The 2,009-nt window shown below is 74.3% G+C and carries 1 protein-coding gene; it reads right to left on the bottom strand.

The genetic code is table 11. The features are described 5' to 3' along the window. Positions 1 to 240 precede the first annotated feature (240 nt). Positions 241 to 2,009: S9 family peptidase (locus AC0CYZ_RS05210; RefSeq protein ID WP_472213010.1), on the bottom strand; the 1,769-nt coding region annotated here is incomplete at its 5' end.

The following is a 2,009-nucleotide window of genomic DNA, read 5'->3' on the forward strand; positions in this document are numbered from 1 at the left end:
GGAGGTCACCGAGGAGGACATGTACGCCGAGGCACACGCCGAGCCGGGATCGGGCGAGCCGGTGGTCCGTCGCGACCCCGACGACATCGTCATGGAGCTGCTCACCGAGCAGCTCGGCGCGCGGCGGGTCGACGGGCGCTAGTCGCTCGAGCGCTCTGCTCCCGCCGGAGCGGTTGATCAGGAGCACGTGAGGCGCGTCCGCGTGCCGTTGATCATGCGCAGTGTGCCCCTCGGCGGGTGTCAGCCCAGGACCCGCCCGAGGAAGTCGATCGCACGCGGGTAGGCGTCGAGCCGGTTGACCCGCTTCGCGAGGCCGTGGCCCTCGTCGTCGTAGACCACCAGCTCCACGTCGACGCCGTTCTCCCGGACCGCCGCCGCGACCTGCTCGGCCTCCGAGAGCGGCACCCGCGGGTCGTTGCGGCCGTGGATGACGAACAGCGGCGCGCGCACGTCGGAGATCCGGTTCAGCGGCGAGGCGGACTCGAGGAACTCACGGTTGCGCTCGAGCGAGCCGTACTCCCGCTCGCGGTGGGCCCGCCGGTACGGCGAGGTGTTCTCCAGGAACGTGACCAGCGACGAGATCCCGACGATGTCGACGCCCGCGGCCCAGCGCTCCGGCTGGAACGCCACGCCGGCGAGCACCATGTACCCGCCGTACGACCCGCCCCAGAGCGCCGACCGCGCCGGGTCGAGGTCGAGCGAGGGCAGGAAGTCGTGGATCGCGGCGAGGTCGGCGACGGAGTCCAGCCGGCGCTCGACGTCGTCGAGGGAGTACCAGCGCTTCCCGTAGCCGACCGACCCGCGGACGTTCGGCACGAGCACCGTGTGCCCCTGGGCGGCGAGCGCCTGCACGACCGGGGAGAACGAGCGCACGGACTGGCCCTCGGGCCCGCCGTGCACGATCAGCACGCTCGACCCGGTCGGTGCGTCCGGGGCGTAGACGAAGCACGGCACCGTCTCGCCGTCGGGGGTCGGGACGCCGACGCTGGTGGGCGTGACCAGCTCGAGGCCCTCGAGGTCGCCGGCCGAGGAGGCGACGGTCCCCGTGCGCCCGGTGCGCGCGTCGACGAGCACGACGTCCGCCGGCACCGTGGGGGAGGTCCACGTCAGCGCCAGGCCCTGTGAGTCGGCCGACCACCGCGGCACGGTGAGGTAGTCGGCGACCCCGACGCCGGGGGTGACGACGTCCACGCGGTGCTCGCCGGTCACCGCGTCGTGGATCGCGAGCCGGGAGGCGCCGTCGTCGTCGGTGACGACGAGCAGGTGCGCGCCGTCGGGGGAGAGGCGTCCGGTGACGTCGTGGGCGTCGTCGGTGACGAGGTAGTCGAGCGCACCGGTGTCCGGGTCGAGGCGGGCGATCCCGGTGCGGTCGCGGCCGGTGTTGGTGGTGACGACCGCGGCCGAGGAGTCGGGCAGCCACTGCAGGCCGCCGAACAGGGCGGGCTCGTCGGCCGGGGTGACCTCGCGGGTGTCGGCTCCTGCGAGCAGCAGCACCTGCGAGCTCATCGCGGGGGTCCCGGGGCGGGTCATCAGCGCGCGGGAGCCGTCCGGGGCGACGGCCGCGCCGCCGACCATGCCCCCGCCGTCGTAGAGGACCGTCTCGGTGGCGGCCGACACGTCGCGCAGTACGAGGTCGAAGTCGACGCCGTTGCGGCGGTTCGTCGCGTAGACGACGCGCCCGCCCTCGAGGACCTCGGCGAGGGAGTGGATGAAGGCGGGGTCGCGGACGAGGGGCTCGAGGTCGTCCTCACCCAGCGGGTGCTCGACGTCGTCGGGGCGCAGGAGGGAGAGCTGCGCGCGCTCGTCGCCGGCGGAGTCGTGGGAGACCACGACGGTGCGCGGTGAGACGCCCTTGAGGTAGCGGCCCGAGCACGCGCCGGGGAGGGCGGTGAGGGTCGTCCGCTCGCCGTCGGGGCTGAGCTCGACGAGTTGCACCGACCCGGAGGTGTCGTCACCGGCGAGGACGCGGCCGTCGGCGCCGACGTCGAACGCGCGCCAGGTGCGGGCGG

The sequence above is a fragment of the Actinomycetospora sp. genome, from assembly GCF_055612215.1.